The organism is Arthrobacter sp. Ha26 (genome assembly GCF_059091705.1).
Genome location: NZ_JBNHGX010000003.1, coordinates 285630 through 302497 on the forward strand (window position 1 = coordinate 285630; position 16868 = coordinate 302497).

A 16868-nucleotide genomic window follows, 5' to 3' on the forward strand; every position below is an offset into this window, starting at 1 on the left:
GCCGGTTCGCGGGCGTGCACTCGGGTGGCGGCGTGGCGGCTGGCCCGTCCTGCCGCGGGAAGCCCACTTCCGTGTCAGGATCAGGTATGCCTGACCGCCTGATGCTGCTGGACACCGCCTCACTGTACTTCCGTGCCTTCTACGGCATGCCCGATTCCATCCGCCGGGCGGACGGGACGCCAGTCAACGCGGTCCGGGGCCTCCTGGATATGATCGCCCGGCTCACCACGGACTTCTCGGCCACCCACCTCGTGGCCTGCTGGGATGACGACTGGCGGCCGCAATGGCGGGTGGACCTTCTTCCCACGTACAAGGCCCACCGCGTGGCGGAGGCGAACACCGGCGCTCCCGATGTGGAGGTGGTGCCGGAGGCTCTTGAGGCGCAGCTGCCCATGATCCGGACCGTACTCGGCCTGGCCGGAATAGCGATCGTGGGTGCGGCTGAGCATGAGGCCGACGACGTTGTGGGCACCTACGCCAGCCACGCCGGCTTCCCGGTGGACGTGGTTACGGGGGACCGGGATCTGTTCCAGGTCTGCGATGACGCCCGCCACGTGCGGGTCATCTACACTGCCCGCGGCATGAGGAACCTTGACGTGATGACCGAAGAAGTGGTGGTGGGAAAGTACCGGGTGCTGCCCCAGCAGTACGCCGATTACGCCACCCTTCGCGGCGACGCCTCAGACGGGCTGCCCGGTGTGGCGGGAATCGGTGAAAAGACGGCGGCGTCATTGCTGTTAACGTACGGAACCCTCGAAAACCTGCTTGAGGCGGCAGCAGACCCAGGCAGCGCACTCTCGTCCCCTGTCCGGGCGAAGCTGGAAGCCGCCGCGGACTACCTCAAGGCCGCGCCCGCCGTCGTGCGCCTTGTCCGGGACCTTGAACTGCCCACCCTTGAGGAGGCCGGCGCCCGGCTGCACCCCGTCACAGGCGAGGCCCGCGACGAACTGGAACGCCTCGCCACGGACTGGAACCTGGGAGGTTCTGTCCGGCGCCTGCTCGATGCCCTAAACCGGATCCAGCCGGCCTGACCATCACCCCTGCGGGCAACCCGGCCGCCGGCGGACGGCGGCGAAACTGCCTGTTTCTTGAGCGAAAGTGACATCAAATGCGGGCCTGCCTGCGGCTAGGGTGGGCTTCATTGGTTCAAGCAGCCGGACCTCTTCATCGGGGGATTGGAGTGGGTTATGGCGGAACGACCCCACAGGCGCCGCGGGGCAGATGACGAAGCCCGCAGGAAAAAGCGCCCGGCGGAGACCCAAGATGCCGAGGACGTGCAACCTGAAGAATCCGGGGCTGCCGCGCCGGAGGAACCGCCCCGCCGGCCGCGTCTTTACGGCTATGACCCGGACCAATGGCCGGAGTCGAGTTGATGCCGGACCCGCTTCCAAAGAGTTCCCGCAGGGGTTCCGGGCCGGCGTGCAGCAGACAAGCAAAGCAGGGCGTGGCTAAGCTGGGTGTGTTCTGCCATGATCAGTCTTGCTGACGAAAGTACGGTGGGTGCGATGCCAAAAACGGGAAAGAATGACCACGCCCGCAAGGACGAGCTTCCCTCCACCCTGCAGCGCTCGGACCAGAAGGCACAGGACACGTTCGCCAAAACCTACGATTCGGCGATGGAGTCCTACGACAACGACGAAAGCCGTGCCGCCCGTGCCGCCTACGCATCCCTGAAGCACAGCTACGAAAAGGTGGGGGACCATTGGGAGCCCAAGGAGAAGCGGGGGCCTTCAGACAAGCGCGCGGAAAAGGGCCTGGGAGCGGCTGAGCCCACCGCGGGCGGCGTGGACGCGAACGCCTCCAAAAAGCATCTGCTGGAGCGGGCCCGGGAACTGGATATCAAGGGCCGCTCAACCATGGACAAAGACGAACTCGTCAAAGCGCTGCAAAAGGCGAACGACACCGCAACCCGCAAGGCACGCGGCCAGTAAAACAGGCCAGCAAAAACAACCAGGCAATGAGGCCAGGAGGTTCCGATGTCGGTGAAAGGTACCAAGGACGCGGCAGGCACTGCCGGCCGGGGCGGGCCGGAGGGGCGTACCGGCAACGGCGCCGCCGGCATCACGCCCCGGGACCCGGCGTTGGTCCGGAATGTGGCGTTGGTGGGCCGTTCCGGTGCCGGCAAAACAACCCTCATCGAAGCACTGCTTGAAGCCAATGGCATGATCACGCGGAAGGGCTCGGTGGTTGACGGAACCACCGTGAGCGATTCCGATCCCGCCGCCATCCACCAGCAGCGTTCCGTGGCGTTGTCCGTGGTGCCGCTGCCGGTGGCGGGCATGAAGATCAACCTCCTGGATACACCCGGCTACCCCGATTTCATTGGCGAACTGCGTGCCGGCCTGCGCGCCGCAGACGCCGTCCTGTTTGCCGTCTCCGCCGTGGACGGGGTGGATGCGGGCACCACCGCCATCTGGCAGGAATGCCAGTACCTGGGGATGCCCCGCGCCGTGGTCATCACCCGGCTGGACCACCCCAGGGCTGACTACGACGGCGTCCTGGCCGCCTGCCGCGAAGCGTTCGGAGAGACGGTGCTGCCGTTGTACGTTCCGGTCCGCAGCGGCAGCGACCTTAAAGGCCTGCTTGGCCTGCTGTCCGGGACAGTCTTCGAGTATTCGGCAGAGACGTCCGGCCCCTCTGCACGTGCGGCCGAAGCGCCGGAACTGGCGGCAGCAGAATCCGCCCGGGCCGAGCTGATCGAGGGAATCATCGCCGAAAGCGAAGACGAGACGCTGATGGACCGGTACCTCGGCGGGGAGGAGATCGACGCCGGCGTCCTTATCCCGGACCTTGAAACCGCCGTAGCCCGCGGGTCCTTCTTCCCGGCAGTGCCCTCCTCGGCGCTCACCGGGCTGGGAACCGCCGAGCTGCTGGAGCTCCTCACCAAGGCCTTCCCATCACCCCCGGAGCGAAGCCTGCCCCGGGCCACCGACCTGTCCGGATCACCGGTCCGTGCCCTCGCCTGCGACCCGGAGGGCCCGCTCGCGGCGGAGGTAGTGCGCACCACTGTGGATGCCTTCCTGGGCCGGGTCTGCCTGGTGCGGGTCTTCTCCGGAACCCTGAGCGGGGATACACCCATCCATGTGAGCGGGCACGGGCTGGCGGACCGCGGTCACCAGGACCACGACACCGATGAACGGCTCACCCACCTCTACTCGCCGCTGGGCGCAACTCTTCGTCCCGTCCCTTTTTGTATTGCCGGTGACATCGCGGCCGTGGCCAAGCTGGGCACTGCCGAGACAGGCGATACCCTCTCCGCGAAAGACCAGCCGCTGCTGCTGGCCACCTGGGAGATGCCGGAGCCGCTGATGCCGGTGGCCGTCGAAGCTGATTCGCACAGCGACGAGGATGCCCTTGCCCGCAGCCTGGGAAAGGTGGCGGCCGGCGATCCGACCCTGCGGGTGGAACGGAACGCCGAAACCCATCAGTTGATCCTCTGGTGCATGGGGGAGGCCCACGCTGAGGTGGTCCTGGACAGGCTGCGCGACCAAGGCGTGAAGCTGCACACCGTGGATGTGATGACACCGTTGAGGGAAACATTCGCAACCCCGGCCTCCGGCCACGGGCGCCACGTCAAACAGTCCGGCGGCCACGGCCAGTACGCTGTGTGCGACATCGAAGTTGAACCCCTGCCCAGGGGCGCCGGCTTTGAATTCATCGACAAAACCGTGGGCGGCGTCATCCCCGGAACGTTCATCTCCTCGGTGGAGAAGGGTGTCCGCGCGCAGATGCAGAAGGGCGTCGCTTCCGGCTTTCCCGTCGTGGATCTCCGCGTGACCCTGGTGGGAGGCAAAGCGCACAGTGTTGACTCCTCAGACGCAGCCTTCCAGGCCGCCGGCGCGCTGGCTTTGCGCGAGGCCGCCGCTGCAGGCAGCGTCCAGTTGCTCGAGCCTGTCTCGTCAGTGGCGATCAGCGTTCCGGACGAGCACGTCGGAACAGTGATGAGCGACCTCTCCGCACGCCGCGGCCGGCTCACGGGAACGACGTCGTCCGGCGGGGACCGGACCGAAATCACGGCCGAAGTGCCGGACCAGGAACTCCTGAAATACGCAGTTGAACTGCGCGCCCTGACGGCGGGTACTGGTACGTTCAGCCGCCATTACCTCCGGCATGATCCCGTGCCGGGCAACCTGGCGGCCGCCGGCCGCTGACGCCTGAAGTCTGCAGGCACTTCCGCCCGGCTCAAGGAGCGCCCGCTCCGTTACGGCGGAAGTACCCGGGTGACACTCCGTTTCCGCCCGCGTCAGTACGTTTCAGCATGCTTGAACCCGCCCAGGGACTGATGGTTTGGTGAGGTAACGATCCAACGAGAGGCCAGTCCCATGACGTCCACATCAGATCTTGCTCCGCGCCGGCTTCGCGATATTTTTGGCACCTTTGCCACCGGACTGACCGTGATCACCAGTTCCACCGGTCAGGGGCCGGCCGGATTCACCTGCCAGTCCTTCGCAGCGCTTTCCCTGGAGCCTGCGCTGGTGACGTTCAGCCCGGCACGGACTTCCACTACCTGGCCGGCGCTGCGGCAGGCAGGTTCCTTCACGGTCAATATCCTGCCCGCGGAACACCAGCACCTTGCTGGCCAGTTCGCCCGTTCGGGGGCGGACAAGTTCGCCGGGGTGAGCCACACATCCTCACCCCTGGGCAACCCGGTCCTGGACCACGCGCTGGCCTGGATCGACTGTGAATTGCATGCAGAGTACGACGGCGGCGACCACACCATTGTGGTGGCGGGTGTGCGCCATCTGGGCGCGCGGCAGGACGCGGAGCCGTTGCTGTTTTTCAAGGGCCGGTACGTGGAACTGGCACCGGCCGGGCGTGTGCTGGAAGCTGCGGGCTGACACCGGCCGACGGGGTAACAAGAGCAGGTTGCCAGCCCCGCCTTTGTGCGGGTGGCAACCTGCTGCTGTTTCTTCGTCCGGTTAATGTTGATCCCGGTTCAGCCTTCCGGCAGGACTGGTAACAGCGGAACCCGGATCAATAAGCGGAACCCTGATCAGTAAGAAATGAATGCGACGAGTTCGCCCACGCGGTCCTCCGGATAGTTGCGGGCAATATCGGCCTGGCTGATGACGCCCACCAGGTTGTGTCCGTCAATGACCGGCAGCCTGCGGACCTGATGGTCCTGCATCGTCCTGATGGCTTCCTCGATCGAGTCGTCGGCCCCGATGGTCACGGGCTTGCCTTCACCGAATTCACCGGCCGTGGCCGTGCGCGGATCCCCGCCATCGGCCAGGCACTTCACCACGATGTCCCGGTCTGTCAGCATGCCCTTGAGGCGGTTGTCCTCCCCGCAGATGGGCAGCGAGCCCACATCAAGATCCTTCATCTTCCGTGCGGCCGCTTCCAGGGTTTCGTTTTCCCCCACGCACTCAGCGCCTCCGGTCATGATTTCCCGTGCCGTTGCCATGATCACTCCTTCATCCCTGATGTGGTGCCGTGTCTACGGCCTGTTCGGGTGGCTCTTCGGGATGTGGCTCGTCACGTCGGCACCGGAGAACCAGCCGATGCAAAAATGCTAAGCCTACTGATTATATCTGTCCAGAGTTTTGGAATCGCATGCCCCTGGCCGGCTTCATTCCCCGGGAGCTTTCTTGATTCAGCTCAATCAGGTAGTAAGCTTGCTGATCAATACTAGTAAGCGTGCTGATTAATTGACGACAGGAGTAGGGCTATGGGCACAATTTTTGCCGCCGCTTCGGCATTGGTGGCCGCTACCGCCGGAGCAGCCGCGGCTCTTAGCGCTCCTTTTGGTGCTGCCGGCCACGGAGTCCAGTATCTTGCGGGCCACCTACTCCTGGGGCTGGGCCTAGGGCAGGCCACCGCCATCCTGCTGCGGATCGCAGTCAGGCGCCTGGTGGCACGACGGACAGGTGGCAAGGAAACAGTACCCGCGGCCCTGGGGCAGTCTGCACCGGTCAGCGTGTTGCCTGCCCGGCCGGCAGTAATGGCCCCGGCAGCACTTGTCCAGCAGGCAATGGTCCAGTCGGCACGTGCCCAAGCACCTTCCTGCAGGGAAGCCACTGCGGGAGTTACCGTGCTGCCGGCACGTCCTGCGGCGTTGGTCCCATTGCGGGGCAAGCATGCCGCTTGAGGCTGCAAAGCCCGGCACAAGCACTGACGGGAAACCGGTGCGGCGCAGCACCTGGCTATGGCGCGCAACCGCAGCAGTGGCGGGTGCCGCCTGCCTTGCCCTGTCGTTGTATGCGGCTTCTCCACTTCTCCGTCCCTCGGATTCGGACGCGGGAACGCTGCGGGGCCTGCAGATCAGGGTCCTGACCATCAGCCAGGCGGCAGCAGAAAACAGAATGGACGGCGCCCTCGCGGCCCTGGAAGCTCTGGAAAAGGACCTGGACGCCGCTGCGGGGCAAGGCCTGATCTCCCTGGCCCGTTACCGTGGCATCGAAGCTGCTGTGGCGGAGGTCCGGGCAGACATCACTTTCCAGCTTGACGCAGCATCGGCAGCCGAAGCCCCGGTGGCAACGGCATCAGATACGTCCGCAGCCGCCGCACCTGCCGAACCTCAGCAGGAACCCCAGGTTGAACCCGAGCAACCGGCCGCTGTTCCCGTCCCGGCTCCGGCACCGGCCCCGGTGGAACAGTCACCGGCACTGCCCGATCCCGCCAAGGAAGTAAAGGGTAAGGGCAAGGGAAAACCTTAGCTGCAGTTCCGGGCACAATGGACGGATGACTTTTCCGGGCAGGCAGCAACAGCCATTCGCGGGCAAACCCTTCGACATCGGGGCCGTCGGCGCCGGACTGGCCTTCGCCGGCTCGTTGCGTGCGCTGGAACAGGCGTTAGGCGGCGAGGCCGGACGCGCGGCAGTAGTGCAGGCGCCGCCGGGCACCGGTAAGACCACCCTCGTCCCGCCATTGCTTGCAAACCTTCAGCCGCACCGCCACGGGCGGGTGGTGGTCACACAGCCTCGCCGCGTTGCTGCCCGGGCTGCCGCCAGGCGGCTTTCGGTGCTGGACGGCAGCCCCCTGGGCAGCCGCGTCGGATTTTCCGTCCGTGGCGAGCGTCAGGCAGGACCGGACACCATCGTCGAATTTGTCACACCCGGAATCCTGCTGCGCCGCCTGCTGGCCGACCCCGGACTCGACGGCGTCGCAGCGGTGGTGCTGGACGAGGTGCACGAACGCGGGCTGGAAACGGACCTGCTGGTGGCCATGCTGGCCGAGGTCCGGGGATTGCGCGGTGACCTCACCGTCGTCGCCATGTCCGCCACCCTGGACGCACCCCGGTTTGCCGCCCTGCTTTCCAGCAACGACGACGGAACTCCGGCTCCGGTGGTGGACTGCCCGTCGGTGCTCCACCCCTTGGAAACCGAGTGGCGGCCCGCGCCGGGACCGCGGCTGGACGGCAGGGGAGTTGCCCCCGCTTTCCTGGACCATGTGGCGGGGACGGCCGCGCAGGAGCTCACCCGCGCACTGGAGGAGAACAACTCCACCGACGCCTTGGTTTTCCTTCCAGGCGCCAGGGAGGTTTCCCGGGTTGCCGCCGATCTCCGGCGTCGTCTGGGAGCGGGCATCGACATCCTGGAGCTCCATGGCCAGGCCGGCGCCGGCGAACAGGACCGGGCGGTGTCCGGGCGGCTGCCCGGAGGCAACCCCAGGGTGATCGTCTCCACCGGTCTCGCCGAATCCTCCCTCACTGTCCCGGGTGTCCGGCTGGTCATTGACTCGGGGCTGGCCCGGGAACCTCGCCGCGACGCCGGACGGGGCATGAGCGGTCTGGTCACCGTTTCCTGCTCCCGCGCCTCAGCCGTGCAGCGTGCCGGGCGGGCGGCCCGCCAGGGTCCCGGCCGTGTTGTGCGGTGTTATGACCAGCAGGCCTATGGTGCCGCTCCGGCGCACATAACGCCGGAAATCAACGTAGCGGACCTCGCGGGAGCAGCCCTCCTGCTCGCGGCGTGGGGTTCTCCGCGAGGTGTTGGCCTCGCCCTGCCGGACCAGCCGCCGGGCCAGGCCATGGACGACGCCATGGAGATCCTGCGTGAACTTGGTGCCGTAGCGGAAGATGGGCACATCACCGGCATGGGAAAGCTTTTGGCAACGATTCCGGCGGATCCGCGGCTGGGCCGGGCCTTGCTGGACGGAGCAGCGGCCGCCGGCGGGCCGGCGGCGGCGGAGGCCGTGGCAATGGTCTCGGGGGACCACCGCGCCCCCGGCGCCGACCTCACCCGCCTCCTGTCCGAGCTGCGGAATGGAACTGGAGCAATTGCCCGGTCCTGGGCGGAGGACACCCGCCGCCTCGCTGCCCTGGCACAACATGGTCCGCTCTCCGTTTCACCGGCCCTGCCGTCGGAGGTGACCGGTCCGGCGGTGGTGGGCGCCGTCGTCGCACTCGCCTTCCCGGACCGCGTGGCACGGCTGGTGGACGGCGATGGCCCCAACCGCTACCTGCTGTCCTCAGGAACCCGTGCCGGCCTGCCCGCCGGCAGCTCCCTGTCCGGCCACGAATGGCTGGCCGTGGCGGAAGTAGCGCGGGCCGTTGGCCGGGACTCTGGGGGCACCGGCGCCGTCATCCGCTCGGCCGCACCGCTGACGCTCCAGCTTGCAGAAGCTGCTGCGTCCCACCTCCTCACCGAGTCTGTCGAGGCGCGGTTTGCCGACGGCCGCGTCTCGGCACGCAGGGTGCGGCGCCTCGGCGCGATTGTCCTGGCCTCCACGCCGGTCCGGCCGTCACCGCACGAGGGACGCGCCGCCGTCGCGCAGGCCCTGAAGACCGACGGCCTCGGCGTCCTGGAATGGTCGCATGCGGCGGACCAGTTGCGCCGTCGTCTCGCCTTCCTCCATGGGGGGCTGGGCGCCCCGTGGCCGGATGTCTCGGACCCGTCCCTGTTGGTGCGGCTGGAAGATTGGCTGGGCCCTGAGCTGGAAACCCTCGCCGGTGGAGCCGCGGCACGTTCTCTGGACCTGGTGCACCCACTGCGCCGCCTGCTGCCGTGGCCGGACGCGGCCAGACTTGATGACCTCGCCCCGGAAGTGCTCGAAGTGCCCAGCGGGTCGCGGATCAGGATCGAATATCCCGATGTTGCTGATGAGACCGCCCGCCCCGTCGTAGCCGTCAAGCTGCAGGAATGTTTCGGGTGGGCAGAGACACCGCGGCTCCTCGGCGGCCGCGTGCCGGTCCTGTTCCACCTGCTGTCACCGGCCAGGCGTCCACTGGCGGTCACGGACGATCTCACATCCTTCTGGTCCGGCCCGTATGCGCAGGTCCGGGCGGAAATGCGCGGCCGGTATCCCAAGCACCCCTGGCCCGAGGACCCTTGGTCGGCAGCCGCCACCGCACGCGCCAAACCGCGCCGGTAGCTGGTTTCCGGGTGCGTCCCCCCGGCCTCACAGGCGGGCGTGAGAACTAAGATACATAGCCGAAACTTGCCGTCGACGTGCTGAAACATGCCCCGGTTAGGCTCGTTCCTACCTGGACAGAGTGGTCCACATCAGACATGGAAGGACGTAAAGATGTTTCTCTTGAACAGCCTTAACCTTTTGCTCGACGGCCGGCGCCACGAGGACGGCCGGTCCCACAGCGGCGCGGCCGGAACCGGTGAGTTCCCCGAGGGCCGCCTGACGTCCGCTGCCTGGGAAGGCTGGTGGCACGAGGAGGCCGCAGCCTAGCTGCTTCGGCACTTGCCTGAGCCGGTGGGGCCCGCCCGGTGCTGGCCGGGCCAGGAGCCTGGATTCAGGACTTGTCCTGAATGAAGGTAGCTACCGGCTGGGCCAGGGAGGCGCCCACTTCAGCTGGCGGCCGTTTCCTGCCGGCGACGGCGAAAGAGTGGTCGCCTCCGTCCACCCAGTGCAGGACAGCATGAGGACCGATGCGGGACACCACGTCCTCCAGGATCTCCGCTGTGGCGAAGGTGTCGCGGCTGCCCTGCAGGAACAGCATGGGAGTGGCCAGGCCGTACAGGTGTTCGTCCCGCAGCTTTTCCGGTTTGCCCGGGGGATGCAGGGGGTAGCCCAGGTACAGGAGCCCTGCAGCGTCCATGCCTTCCGCTACGGCCATGGACGCCATCCGCCCGCCGAACGATTTGCCGGCCGCCCACAGCGGACCCTTGTCCTGGTGGTTCGCCGCCTGCTCAGCGGCCGTGGCCATTGCGGCACGCCAGGCGGCGATAGCCACGGGCGGACGGTCGGGAAATTTCCGGCCGGCTTCCCGGTAGGGAAAGTTGAACCGCAGCGTCGCAACTCCCAGCACATTCAGCGCCGCGGTGAACCCTGCGAGGAAAGGATGCTCCATTCCGGCACCGGCCCCGTGGGCCACCACCAGGGTGGCGGACGGATTGTCGGGGCGGGCATACGCGGCGGTGACGCTAACGTCGCCCACCGCAATCGTCAGGGGCACTTCCGGGTCTGGCATCCCTCCATCATGCCGGACGGGGAGACCGAAATCTGTCCCGTTTCCTTAACCGGGGTGTACGTTGTCCCCATGGCGAGCGAGCAGACCACCATTACCGTTCCGGGCCCCAACGGCGGCCGCGAGATGCGCATTTCCAGTCCCAGCCGGGTGCTTTGGCCCGACCTGGGGCTCACCAAGCTGGACCTGGCACGCTACATGTGTGATGTGGGGGAGGCTTTCATCACGGCCAACGGTGATCGTCCGGTGGCGTTGCAAAGGTACTCGGACAACGTCGACGGTGAGATGTTTTTTTCCAAGAACCCGCCCAAGGGGACGCCGGAATTCATCCGGACGCAGAAAGTGGTTTTCCCCAGCGCCCGCTCGCATCCGATGCTGATCCTGGACGAGCCTGCCGCTGCCGTTTGGGCGGTCCAGATGAACACGGTGGTCTTCCACCCCTGGCCGTCCCGCACGGCGAACACTGACAATCCGGACCAGTTGCGCATCGACCTGGATCCGCAGCCGGGCACCGACTTCGGCGATGCCGTTCCTGTGGCGCTGGTGATGAAAGAGGTCCTGGCCGAGGCCGGACTTACGTGCTTTATCAAGACCTCCGGCAACCGCGGGCTGCACGTCTACGCGCCCATCGAGCCCATACGGGAGTTCCTCGACGTGCGGCACGCGGTGATTGCTGCCGCGCGGGAAGTGGAGCGCCGGATGCCGGAGAAGGTCACCACCGCCTGGTGGAAGGAAGAACGCGGGAAGCGGATCTTCCTGGACTTCAACCAGGCCAACCGCGACCGCACCATCGCCGGCGCCTACAGCCCCCGGGCACTGCCGCACGCCTCGGTTTCGTGCCCCATCACATGGGACGAGCTGGAGACCGCGGACCCGAAGGACTTCACTATCCTCACCGTGCCGGACCGGCTGAAAACCGTGGGAGATCCCTGGGTGGACATGCACAGCAGCCCCGGCACCACCGACACCCTGCTGGAGTGGTGGGACCGGGACCTCAAGGCAGGGCTTGAGGAGATGCCGTTCCCGCCGGATTACCCCAAGATGCCCGGCGAGCCGCCCCGGGTGCAGCCCAGCCGTGCCCGGAAGCAGGACTAGCGGCTTATTCGAAGCGGGACGGGTCTCCTGTTCCGCGCCGCATCACCTCGGCCACGCCGCTGGAGTAATCAACCACGGTGGTGGGCTCCGCTCCGCAATCACCGGCGTCGATCACCGCGTCCACCTGGTGGTCCAGCCGCTCCTTGATTTCCCAGCCCTGGGTCAACGGGTCCTCCTCGTCCGGCAGCAGCAGCGTGCTGGAGAGCAGGGGCTCACCGAGTTCGGCCAGCAGCGCCTGGACCACCCTGTTGTCCGGGATCCTGACGCCCACCGTCTTCTTTTTGGGGTGCAGGAGCCGCCGCGGAACCTCTTTGGTGGCCGGCAGGATAAAGGTGTAACTTCCCGGCGTCACAGATTTGATGCTGCGGAAGACGTCGTTACCGATGTTCACGAATTGCCCCAGCTGCGCGAAGTCCTTGCAGACGAGGGTGAAATGGTGCTTGTCGTCGAGCTTGCGGATGCTCCTGATCCGGTCCAGGGCGTCCTTGTTGCCCAACTGCGCCCCCAACGCATAGCAGGAATCCGTGGGGTAGGCGATCAGGCCGCCGTCGAGCACCATGCGCACTGCCTGGGCTATGGCCCGTGGCTGCGGATCCTGGGGATGAACGTCAAAGTATCTGGCCATGCACCTGAGCCTACGTTCCCGCGGTGCCGCCGCACCATTAGGGCGCGGACCGCGTTTTACCCACTGGAGGGCGCTGCGGCCGGACTGCGGCAGTTGGAGAAGCGGCCAGGTGGGAGAATGTGCCTCATGGCTATGGAACGGATCGTCGTGGGCCTGCAGGGCGACGACGACGGCGAACTCCTGGTGCGCCGCGCCGCGAGGCTTCTCCACCGGGGCGACGGCGGCGAACTGCTCGCAGTCCACGTCCGCACGCCGGCGGGCACCCGGGCGGAGTCTCCCCAGGCACTTGAAGCCCAGCGCCGTCTGGTTGCGGACCTGGGCGGCAGCTACCACACGGTATCCGCGCCAGCCGCAGCGTCCGCGCTGGTGGACTTCGCCCGTTCCGCAGCGGCCTCGCACATCGTGGTGGGACAGTCCCGCCGGCACCGGATTACGGCACCCTTCAGGCTGGGCGTCGACACCAAGGCGGTGCGGGAAGCAGCGGATATCGACGTGCAGGTGGTGCCCCTCGCACGATATTCCGGCAACCGCGGAAGGCGGACAGAACTGGGACGGGTGCGGACTGTCCTCGGATTTGCCCTCGCCCTGGTGCTTCCCCCTTTGTTACAGCTACTCCTGGCCGTGTTCGAGCACAGTGTGGCCACGGCAGCGCTGATCCAGCTTACCGGCGCGGTGGCGGTGGCACTGGTGGGGGGATTATGGCCTGCCGTTGCCGGTGCCCTGTGGAGCAGCCTGCTGGTGAACTACTTTTCCACGCCGCCCCTTGGCGACCTTGCCATCCACGATCCACAGGACCTGCTGTCGCTGGCGGTTTTTGTCGGTGTTTCGGTAGCGGTGGCGGGGGTGGTGGACGGATCCGCGCGGCGTTCGAAGGAGGCGTCCCGGGCGCAGGCCGAAGCGGCCACCCTCGGGGATCTTGCCTTGGGCGCCTCCCGCTTGGAGGACACCCTGTATGGGCTGCTCACCGAAGCCCTCGATGCCTTCGGCGCTTCCGGGGCCGCCGTCGTCAGCAATCTTCCCGAGGCGGGACGGCAGTACCCAGGGCACAAGGCACTCCTGCTGGCGGGCGCCGGCGATGTTTCCGGCTGGCAGGATGGGTCGCAGGATCTCCGCGGCCTTCCGGGCATGACTGTGGTCCAGGTGGATCCGGTGACGTGGCTGGTGCTGTTCGGCCGGGAGGTGCCGCCGTCGGGGCGGAGGCTGCTCGGCGCCTTTGCGGTGCACGTCAAGGCCCAGCTGGAACGCCGGCAGCTGGAGGCCAGCAGGCATGAGATCCTGCGGCTCGCCGAAGGGAACACCATGCGGACGGCCATCCTGCAGGCGGTGTCCCACGACCTTCGCACGCCGTTGGCAGGGATCAAGCTGGCAGCCGGCGGGCTCCTGCAAAACGGCGTTGCGTACACTCCGGCCGAGCAGCGTGAGCTGCTGGAGACCATCGATGCGTGCACCGACCGGCTCGATCTGCTGGTGGGAAACCTGCTGGACATGTCGCGGATTACTGCCCGATCGGTGGAGCCGCTGCTGGGACCGGTCCGGTGGAGCGAGGCCATTGACGGGGCCCTGCGTGGGCTTCCGGAAGGCGCGGTGGCAGTAGCCCTGCCCGCCAACCTGCCGCCCGTGGAGGCTGACCTTGGGATGCTGGAACGGGTGATCGCCAACATCCTCGAGAATGCCCTGAAACATGCGCCCGGCTCGGGAGTGGCAGTGACGACGACGGCGGACGGGCTGGGCGGCGTCACATCCGACGGGCACCCCTGCGGCGAGCTCCGCATCGTCGACCACGGCCCGGGGGTCCCTGAGCGGAAGGTGCTGGATATGTTCAGGCCGTTCCAACGAGTGGACGATCTTCCCCAGGCCAGCGGATTGGGCCTCGGACTGGCGGTGGCCCAGGGCTTTGTCCAGGCGATGCGGGGAACCCTGACGGCGGAGGGGACGTCGGGGGGAGGACTCACCATGATTATCCGGCTGCCGCTCTCCACCGGCAGTCCCGGTGGCGCGGGCAGCATTGCCACGGACGCGGAGATGAGCCGCGGGACGGGGACGGTGTTGACGTGACTGGACTGAACGGGACAGGACGGCAGGTGCCAGGATCCCAGGGGAGCCGGCATCCCGCGTCCAGGCAGCCCGAGCCGCCGGCCGGTGGGGCCCCGCCGCAGCGTGGGGTGAAAGTCCTGGTAGTGGATGACGATCCCCATTTGCTGAAGGCGCTCCGCATTACGCTGGCGGCGCACGGCTACGACGTGGATGTGGCGGAGGACGGGGCGTCAGCCCTTCTCGCTGCCAGCCGCCAGGTGCCCGATGTCGTAGTCCTGGACCTCGGACTGCCGGACATTGACGGGGCAGAGGTCCTTGGTGATCTTCGCCGCTGGAGCGCCGTCCCGGTGCTGGTGCTTTCCGCACGCCACGGATCATCGGACAAGGTGGGGGCCTTGGACGCCGGTGCCGACGACTACATCACCAAGCCCTTCGGGCTGGACGAACTCCTGGCCCGGCTCCGTGCCCTGCTGCGGCGCGTCCCCGAACCGGAATCAGCTCCGGTGGTGGCATCGTCCGGCTTCACCGTGGACCTGGTGCAACGGCAGGTGATCCGCGACGGGACAGCGGTGCGGCTTACGCCCACCGAGTGGAGCATCCTCGAAATCCTGGTGCGGAATCCGAAAAGCCTCATCACCCAGCAGCAATTGCTGGCGCATGCCTGGGGGCCCGCCTACCAGAAGGAAGCCAACTATCTGCGGGTCTACATGGCGCAGCTCCGCAGGAAACTCGAAGCCGATCCCGGCAACCCCCGCCACCTGCTGACCGAAGCCGGGATCGGGTACCGCTTCGTGCCCTAGGCATGGGGAAACTTAGGCGCCGCGCCCCCTACCCAGAGGGCAGCCCGTGGGGCAGGATGTTGTTTGGTTCCATCCCTTTCGGTACAACTCAAGGAGATCAGCCATGCCCACCACCCTCAATCCCTACCTCAGCTTCCGCGACAATGCCCGGGAAGCCATGAACTTTTACCAGTCGGTTTTCGGAGGCGAGCTGACGCTCAGCACCTTCGGTGAGTTCCAAGCCAGCGAGGACCCGGCTGAAGCCGAAAAGATCATGCATGGCATGCTGACCACCACGCAGGGCCTGGTGCTGATGGGTGCGGACACCCCGAACAGTATGGAGTTCAGTTCAGGTTCGTCCATCTCCATCTCCCTGAGCGGGGACGATGAGGCTGAACTGCGCGGCTACTACGACAAGCTCAGCGGCGACGGCGGCATGGTGACAGTGCCGATGGAGAAGGCTCCCTGGGGGGACATCTTCGGGATGTGCACCGACCGGTTCGGCGTGTCCTGGCTCGTTAACGTCAACAATCCGGAGGGAGCCGGCGCCTCGTAACGCGGCCGGCGGGCAGGAGCCCGCAGCCGTTCCTTGAGGAGGGACACCACGCAGTGCGACGATGTACGCGTGGAGTCCCTCTTTGATTTCCTCACCGACAAATGGTGGCTTGTTTTCCCCTTGAGTGCGTTGGCTGGCCACTGGGCAAATTCCTGGCGCAAGGCCAGCGACCGGCGGCATCAGCGGAAGGTGGAGCTTTACAAACTCCGGAACCAGGCGCATGAGGCCGAGAGGGCTTCAACTGCCGACGTGGAGATGCTGATGGCCGCTCACGACGCCACCAACAGGCGCTGGCTGGAGTACGAGCTCGACGTCGACAAATTGATTGATTTTCCCCTCATGACAGATGTCCGCGAGCCCCTCACTGTGGCATTCCTGCGCGCCAAGCGGGACGCTGATGGCCTGCGGCCCGCCTCCGCGGCGGACATAACGGTCCCTGCCCGGGCTGAGGCATACCGGAAGGCAGTTGATGCTTTCAGCGTGGCCTTGGATGTTGCGGAGCGCGAGGCCAGGCGCCTGAGGGACAGCAAGTTCACGGGACCCGAACGTGAGCGGTTGGCGACCGCCCGGCAGTTGCTGAAGATCGCGGAAAACAGCGCCGCGACGCCGGCTGAACGGCAGGCGGCCTACAAGAGGGCGCGCCGTGAACTGGACGGGCTGATCGTGCTGCCAGATGCCACCGTGGCGGCACTGGAGGACAGGATCGCGCCCATGCTCGACCCGGCCGCGCGGCCCACGGGGTCCGACCACGGCTGACAGCCAGGGAGGAACTGTGGGCCTCCGCACGCTGTATCTCGACGTCGACGGCGTCGTCTGTCCGTTCGGCCCGGACGGCCTGAACGGCTGGGGAACCCCTTGGCTGCGTGCCGATGCCGGGCTGTTGCCCGTGGTCTTCGCGCCCGAACTCGTTGCGGGCCTGAACAGACTGGCGTCGATGGCGGAACTGCGGTGCGTCTGGCTCACCAGCTGGGAGGAGCTCGCTCCCCAGTACCTTTGCCCTGCGATCGGCCTCGACGGCGCCCGCTGGCCCTACCTGACGGCTGAAGGAACCGGGACCGGCCCAGGCTGGTGGAAGCTGGACGCCATCCAGGCGGACGTGGAACGAACCGGGCCCCGCGCAGTGGCCTGGGTGGACGACCAGCTCGCGTACGAGTCCGAAGCCCAGGCCTGGGCCAGGATCATGGGCCACCGGCTGCTGGCCGTTTCCCCTCATCCCAGACAGGGAATCTCGCCGCCGGAACTGGAAGCAGTCAGCTCCTTCCTCAGGCAGGCAGTGTTTTGACCTCCTGCCCCGGGCGCGTACGATCGATAAGGTTTCACGCCGGTTGTCCAGCGACGTAAGTCATTCCAAGCAAACAGCTGGTGACTTATGCTGTGCTTGGCAGCCGGGGGAAAGAAACTGCTGAACGTCGACTCTGC

The 16868-nt window shown here is 66.8% G+C and carries 17 protein-coding genes; 14 read left to right on the top strand and 3 right to left on the bottom strand.

The window, feature by feature from the left end:
- Nucleotides 1–86: 86 nt before the first annotated feature.
- The 4 genes from AC5RVY_RS09815 to AC5RVY_RS09830 all read left to right on the top strand — a co-directional run bounded on the left by AC5RVY_RS09815 (nucleotide 87) and on the right by AC5RVY_RS09830 (nucleotide 4838).
- Nucleotides 87–1031 carry a 5'-3' exonuclease gene (locus AC5RVY_RS09815; RefSeq protein WP_493954516.1) on the top strand — a complete coding sequence of 315 codons (945 nt, stop codon included), beginning with the start codon at nucleotides 87–89 and terminating at the stop codon, nucleotides 1029–1031.
- A 474-nt stretch (nucleotides 1032–1505) separates the two neighbouring features.
- Entirely contained in the window at nucleotides 1506–1931 is a 426-nt protein-coding gene (locus AC5RVY_RS09820; protein ID WP_493954517.1) for a ChaB family protein, read from the top strand.
- 45 nt (nucleotides 1932–1976) lie between these two features.
- Entirely contained in the window at nucleotides 1977–4151 is a 2175-nt protein-coding gene (locus tag AC5RVY_RS09825) for an elongation factor G-like protein EF-G2 (RefSeq protein ID WP_493954518.1), read from the top strand.
- A gap of 171 nt (nucleotides 4152–4322) precedes the next feature.
- Complete coding sequence (locus AC5RVY_RS09830; RefSeq protein WP_493954519.1) at nucleotides 4323–4838, top strand: flavin reductase family protein; 516 nt, start codon at nucleotides 4323–4325, stop codon at nucleotides 4836–4838.
- Nucleotides 4839–4993: 155 nt separating this feature from the next.
- Here the strand turns inward: AC5RVY_RS09830 and AC5RVY_RS09835 are convergent, their stop codons facing one another.
- Nucleotides 4994–5407 (bottom strand): CBS domain-containing protein, encoded by a 414-nt coding sequence (locus AC5RVY_RS09835; RefSeq protein ID WP_493954520.1) that lies wholly within the window; start codon nucleotides 5405–5407, stop codon nucleotides 4994–4996.
- 264 nt (nucleotides 5408–5671) lie between these two features.
- Between AC5RVY_RS09835 and AC5RVY_RS09840 the strand changes: the two genes are divergently transcribed.
- The 4 genes from AC5RVY_RS09840 (at nucleotide 5672) to AC5RVY_RS09855 (ending at nucleotide 9621) form a co-directional block, all read left to right on the top strand.
- Nucleotides 5672–6091: a hypothetical protein gene (locus AC5RVY_RS09840; RefSeq protein WP_493954521.1), complete on the top strand. Its 420-nt coding sequence runs from the start codon at nucleotides 5672–5674 to the stop codon at nucleotides 6089–6091.
- Nucleotides 6081–6659, top strand: a complete 579-nt coding sequence (locus AC5RVY_RS09845; protein ID WP_493954522.1) for a hypothetical protein — start codon at nucleotides 6081–6083, stop codon at nucleotides 6657–6659. The genes AC5RVY_RS09840 and AC5RVY_RS09845 overlap by 11 nt, the downstream gene beginning before the upstream one ends.
- A 25-nt stretch (nucleotides 6660–6684) precedes the next feature.
- On the top strand, nucleotides 6685–9312 hold the full coding sequence (gene hrpB / locus AC5RVY_RS09850; RefSeq protein WP_493954523.1) for an ATP-dependent helicase HrpB: 2628 nt from the start codon (nucleotides 6685–6687) through the stop codon (nucleotides 9310–9312).
- Nucleotides 9313–9465: 153 nt separating this feature from the next.
- On the top strand, nucleotides 9466–9621 hold the full coding sequence (locus tag AC5RVY_RS09855) for a hypothetical protein (RefSeq protein ID WP_493954524.1): 156 nt from the start codon (nucleotides 9466–9468) through the stop codon (nucleotides 9619–9621).
- 64 nt (nucleotides 9622–9685) lie between these two features.
- On the opposite strand, the gene AC5RVY_RS09860 is transcribed toward AC5RVY_RS09855, so the two are convergent.
- Nucleotides 9686–10363: an alpha/beta hydrolase family protein gene (locus tag AC5RVY_RS09860; protein ID WP_493954525.1), complete on the bottom strand. Its 678-nt coding sequence runs from the start codon at nucleotides 10361–10363 to the stop codon at nucleotides 9686–9688.
- Between the two features lie 69 nt (nucleotides 10364–10432).
- Between AC5RVY_RS09860 and ligD the strand changes: the two genes are divergently transcribed.
- Nucleotides 10433–11455, top strand: coding sequence for a non-homologous end-joining DNA ligase (gene ligD, locus AC5RVY_RS09865; RefSeq protein ID WP_493954526.1), 1023 nt, complete (start codon nucleotides 10433–10435; stop codon nucleotides 11453–11455).
- A gap of 4 nt (nucleotides 11456–11459) precedes the next feature.
- Here ligD and AC5RVY_RS09870 read toward each other — a convergent pair whose 3' ends face one another.
- Nucleotides 11460–12080: an L-threonylcarbamoyladenylate synthase gene (locus AC5RVY_RS09870; protein ID WP_493954527.1), complete on the bottom strand. Its 621-nt coding sequence runs from the start codon at nucleotides 12078–12080 to the stop codon at nucleotides 11460–11462.
- Nucleotides 12081–12206: 126 nt separating this feature from the next.
- Here AC5RVY_RS09870 and AC5RVY_RS09875 point away from each other — a divergent pair, with 126 nt between their 5' ends.
- The 5 genes from AC5RVY_RS09875 to AC5RVY_RS09895 all read left to right on the top strand — a co-directional run bounded on the left by AC5RVY_RS09875 (nucleotide 12207) and on the right by AC5RVY_RS09895 (nucleotide 16731).
- Entirely contained in the window at nucleotides 12207–14135 is a 1929-nt protein-coding gene (locus AC5RVY_RS09875) for a DUF4118 domain-containing protein (protein ID WP_493954528.1), read from the top strand.
- Nucleotides 14136–14257: 122 nt separating this feature from the next.
- The gene (locus AC5RVY_RS09880; RefSeq protein WP_493954529.1) at nucleotides 14258–14914 is read left to right on the top strand and encodes a response regulator; all 657 of its coding nucleotides are present in this window, start codon (nucleotides 14258–14260) and stop codon (nucleotides 14912–14914) included.
- 103 nt (nucleotides 14915–15017) lie between these two features.
- Complete coding sequence (locus tag AC5RVY_RS09885) at nucleotides 15018–15449, top strand: VOC family protein (RefSeq protein ID WP_493954530.1); 432 nt, start codon at nucleotides 15018–15020, stop codon at nucleotides 15447–15449.
- 69 nt (nucleotides 15450–15518) lie between these two features.
- Nucleotides 15519–16205, top strand: a complete 687-nt coding sequence (locus tag AC5RVY_RS09890; protein WP_493954531.1) for a hypothetical protein — start codon at nucleotides 15519–15521, stop codon at nucleotides 16203–16205.
- A gap of 16 nt (nucleotides 16206–16221) precedes the next feature.
- Complete coding sequence (locus AC5RVY_RS09895; protein WP_493954532.1) at nucleotides 16222–16731, top strand: HAD domain-containing protein; 510 nt, start codon at nucleotides 16222–16224, stop codon at nucleotides 16729–16731.
- Nucleotides 16732–16868 lie beyond the last annotated feature (137 nt).